This window comes from Streptomyces spongiae, from assembly GCF_009377185.1.
Classification (GTDB): Bacteria; Actinomycetota; Actinomycetes; order Streptomycetales; family Streptomycetaceae; genus Streptomyces; species Streptomyces spongiae.
Genome location: NZ_VJZC01000757.1, coordinates 1 through 4,113, shown reverse-complemented (window position 1 = coordinate 4,113; position 4,113 = coordinate 1). Strand labels below are relative to the sequence as shown.

General features: G+C 74.7%; 3 protein-coding genes. 1 reads left to right on the top strand and 2 read right to left on the bottom strand.

Going from position 1 to position 4,113, the window contains the following annotated elements:
* Positions 1–22: 22 nt before the first annotated feature.
* Entirely contained in the window at positions 23–1,135 is a 1,113-nt protein-coding gene (locus tag FNH08_RS46125) for an N-acetylglucosamine kinase (protein ID WP_152777683.1), read from the bottom strand.
* A gap of 15 nt (positions 1,136–1,150) precedes the next feature.
* Here FNH08_RS46125 and FNH08_RS46120 point away from each other — a divergent pair, with 15 nt between their 5' ends.
* A complete protein-coding gene (locus FNH08_RS46120) occupies positions 1,151–2,467 on the top strand; it encodes a glycoside hydrolase 5 family protein (protein WP_152777681.1) in 1,317 nt (438 codons plus the stop codon).
* Between the two features lie 42 nt (positions 2,468–2,509).
* On the opposite strand, the gene FNH08_RS46115 is transcribed toward FNH08_RS46120, so the two are convergent.
* Positions 2,510–4,000 (bottom strand): glycoside hydrolase family 3 N-terminal domain-containing protein, encoded by a 1,491-nt coding sequence (locus tag FNH08_RS46115; protein ID WP_322726526.1) that lies wholly within the window; start codon positions 3,998–4,000, stop codon positions 2,510–2,512.
* Between the last annotated feature and the right edge of the window lie 113 nt (positions 4,001–4,113).

The window sequence follows — 4,113 nt, the reverse complement described above, 5'->3', positions numbered from 1 at the left end:
GGTTCCTGCCGGGTGTCGTCCATCAGCCGCGGCCGCCGTGCGCGAGCCGGGCGAGGGCCACGGCCCCCCGGCAGCCGTCCGCCACCCAGTCGAGCGTCAGGCCGAGGGCGTGGAGTCTGCGGGTCAGGGGTTCCGTCAGGGGGCCGTCGGGGCCGAGCAGACCGCCGGTGGCGACGATCCGTTCGCCGGGCCGGGGTTCCAACGCGCGGACGGTGTCCGTCAGGTGCTCCGCCGCCTGGTCGAGGATCTCCCCCGCGACGGCGTCGTCGCGCCGGGCCGCTTCGGCCACCAGGGGCGCGAGCCGGGCGAGCCGGATGGGCGGCTGCGCCATCACGGTGGGCAACAGGTGCATACGGAAAGCCTCGCGCCGGTCGCGGGACCACCCCTGCGAGCCCTTCGGGACGGCGCCCTCCTTCTCGCACGGCTTCTTCGGGACGGCGCCGTCCCTCTCGTACGGCGTCTCCGGGACGGCGCCGTCCCCCTCGTACGGCAGGCAGCCTTCCGGCTCGTACGGCAGGCAGTCCTCCGGCAGTCCCAGCGCGCGCCCGACCGTGGCGGCCAGCTGCGTGGGCCTGCCGCGCCCGTCCGCCATGCGCAGAGCGGCCCGCGCAGCACCACGGCCGATCCAGAAGCCGCTGCCGTCGTCGCCGAGGAGCCAGCCGTCGCCGTCCACCGTGGCGGCGCAGTGGCGGCCGGAGATCCGGGCCGCGACCGCGCCCGTGCCCGCCACCAGGGCGAGGCCGTCGGCGGGGGCGCCGGGCGCGGAGGCGAACGCGGCCTCGATGTCGCTGCAGAGGGCGATCGGCTCGGTGCGGATGCCCAGGCCGCCGAGCGCGGCGGTCAGGGCGGCCAGCGCGTTGAGCTGCCCTGGCTCGTCCGGGGAGGCTCCGGTGGCGCCCGCGAAGCCGCCGGCCACGGCCACGACCCTGTCGCGCGCCCCCTCGGGCACCGCCCGGCCGACGGCCTCGGCGAGATGCTCGGTGAGCTGCGGCACGGGGACGGTCAGGGCGTTGCCGGGGCCCGCGACGCCCTCGCCCAGTGGGCGCCCTTCCCCGGCGGTCGCCAGGACGGCGCGGATGCGTGTGCCGCCCGCGTCCAGACCGACCACGAGATCCTGGTTCAATTCATTGTTCATCGCCGACTATGGTGGTTGATACATTCGCCGAGGACAAGACCCGACCACCCGTCGGCGCAGCTTCGCGCAGAGGAGGACCCCATCAGCACTCCCCCCGCGCCCGCACCTCTCCGGTTCGGCGTCAACTACACCCCGCGTCGCGGCTGGTTCCACTCCTGGCACGACTTCGACGAGGCCCACGCCCGTGAGGACCTGGCGCAGATAGCCGAGCTGGGCCTGGACCACATCCGGGTGTTCCACCTCTGGCCGCTCCTGCAGCCCAACCGCACGCTGATCCGCGCCGCGGCCGTCGACCAGTTGGTCCGGCTCGTCGACCTGGCGGGCGAGGCGGGCCTCGACGTCATGGTGGACGGCGTGCAGGGCCACCTGTCGAGCTTCGACTTCTACCCGGAGTGGACCCGCAGCTGGCACCACCGCAACGTGTTCACGGACCCCGACGCCATCGAGGCCCAGGTCCGGCTGCTCACGGCCCTCGGCCGCGCCCTCGCCGGCCACCCCCACCTGATCGGCCTCCAGCTCGGCAACGAGCTCAACAACCTGGTCGAGCACAACCCGGTGACGCCCGAGCAGGTGGACCACTATCTCGACACGCTCCTGGCAGCCGCGCGGGACGGCCTCTCCGGTGCCGCGCCCGGCCGCCTGGTCACGCACTCCGCGTACGACGCGGCCTGGTACGGCGACGACCACCCGTTCACCCCGGAGGCCTCCGCCCGCAAGGGCGACCTGACCACCGTGCACCCCTGGGTCTTCTCCGCGAACTGCGCCGGCCGCTACGGCCCCCGCTCCCCGCAGGTGCGGCACCTCTCCGAGTACGGCGTGGAGCTCGCCAAGGCGTACGCCGTGGACGTGGACCGGCTCGTCTGGGTCCAGGAGACGGGCGCGCCCGAGCCCCACATCCCCGCGGCCGACGCCCCGGAGTTCGCCCGCTCGACCGTGCTGAACGCGGCCGGGTGCACCGGGCTGTGGGGCGTGACGTGGTGGTGCTCCCACGACGTGGACCGCTCCCTGGCCGACTACCCGGAACTGGAGTACACCCTCGGCCTGTTCGACTCCTCCGGCCGGGCCAAGCCCATCGCCACGGCCCTCGCCACCACGGTCGCCGAACTGCGCGCCACACCGCCCGCTCCCGAGCCCCGCGCCACCGCCCTGATCCTGGACTGCGCCCCGGGCACGCGCTCCGTCTCCGGTCCGGGGGGCGCGTACTTCGAGACGTGGATGCGTCTTCGCACCGAGGGCGCACGCCCGGCGGTGGTCCTCGCCGAGCGCGCGGACGACGCCGGATACCTCAAGGCCCGGGGGATCACGGAACTCGTGCGGGCCGCAGAGGGGTGAACGAGCGGTGAATGAGCGCTGGCGGGGGCGCCCCGGGCGTTCTCACGCGCCCGTGAGCACCTCCGCCACCGCCCGCAGGTTCACGCGCCCCCGCCCGTAGGAGCAGACGCCCCTGTCGGCGTCTCCCGGCTCCGGCAGCCCCGTCGCCACGCGCACCGCGTCCGGCCGCCCGGCCAGCAGCGCGTCGCGGAGCCGGAGCTGCCAGGGGTACAGCCCGGCGTCGTACGTGGCGACCACCAGCGGCGATCCCTCGGCTCCCCGCAGCACCTCGGCGACGAGCCCGGCCGGGTCCGCGGGATCCTCGGTGAGGGCCGTCCCGGTGGCGGTGGGCTCGAGGGCACGGACCTCGCTCAGCAGGTCCTCACCGCCCCAGTTGAGCGCGGGGTGCGGCGGCGGGAACAGGTCGACGACATGGGCGCCCCGTACCGGCCCCGGCAGCACCTTGCCGCGTACGGCCCGGCGTGCCGCGTCCAGCCCGGCGTCGGCGTCCCACGGATCCGTCACGCCCTGGCCGGCGTACCGCTCGGCCAGCCGCCGGACCCGTCCCGCGGCCTCCCGTACGCGCGCCTCCGCCAGTTCTCCGTCCCGCAACGCCTGGAGCACCGCGTTCCGGCAGGCGAGGGTCACGTCCAGGTCCGCCACCGCGACGATGACCTGGTCGGCCCCGGCGGCGAGGGCGAGCCGCGCCCCGGCCGCCTCGCCGTAACGGTCGGCGATCGCCTTCATCTCCAGGGCGTCGCTGACCAGGACACCGTCGAACCCGAGGTCGCCGCGGAGCAGTTCGCCCAGGATGCGCGGGCTGAGGGTGGCGGGCAGTTCGGGGTCCAGCGCCGGGTAGACCACGTGGGCGCTCATGAGCATCGGTACGCCCGCGGCGACGACCGCGCGGAACGGCTCGATGTCGTGCGCGAGTTCGTCGTACGGGCGGGGGTCGACGGCCATGTCGTGGTGGCTGTCGGTCTCGGTCCCGCCGTGGCCGGGGAAGTGCTTGGCGCAGGAGGCGACACCGCGCGCCTCGGTGGCGGTGATCCAGGCGCGCAGGTGGCGGGAGACGAGCGCGGGGTCGGCCCCGAAGGAACGGGTCCGCACGATCGGGTTGCGCGACTGGTGCTGGAGGTCGGCGACCGGGGCGTACGAGGCGGTGATGCCGAGCGAGGCCAGGTGCCCGGCGAGCGCGTCGGCGCAGCGCGCGGTCAGGTCGACGTCGTCGACCACGCCGAGCGCGAAGTTGCCGGGGACCTCGGGCGCGCCCGCGCCCACCAGGTGCCCGATGCCGCCGCCCTCGTTGTCGATGCCCACGAGCAGGTCGGGGCGCAGTGCCCGCAGCTGCTCGGTGAGGCCGCGGAGCTGGTCGGCGTCGCGCACGTTGCGGGTGAAGAGGATGACCCCGCCGAGTCCGCGGTCGATGAGCCGCTTCAGTGGGTCGGGGACGGCCGAGGCTCCCCCGAACCCGGCGACGAGGCAGCGGTGGGCGGCCTCGTCCAGGTCGGCCGACAGGTCCGGACGGTCGTGCACGTGCTCGGGGTGGGCCACCTCAGGAGTCCTCTGGTCGCTGCGGCACTGACGTCAGACCTCGATGATAGGAGCCACCGATTCCGGCTCACAAGATGAATCATTCAACCAGGCCATGGCGAACCCCTACCCTC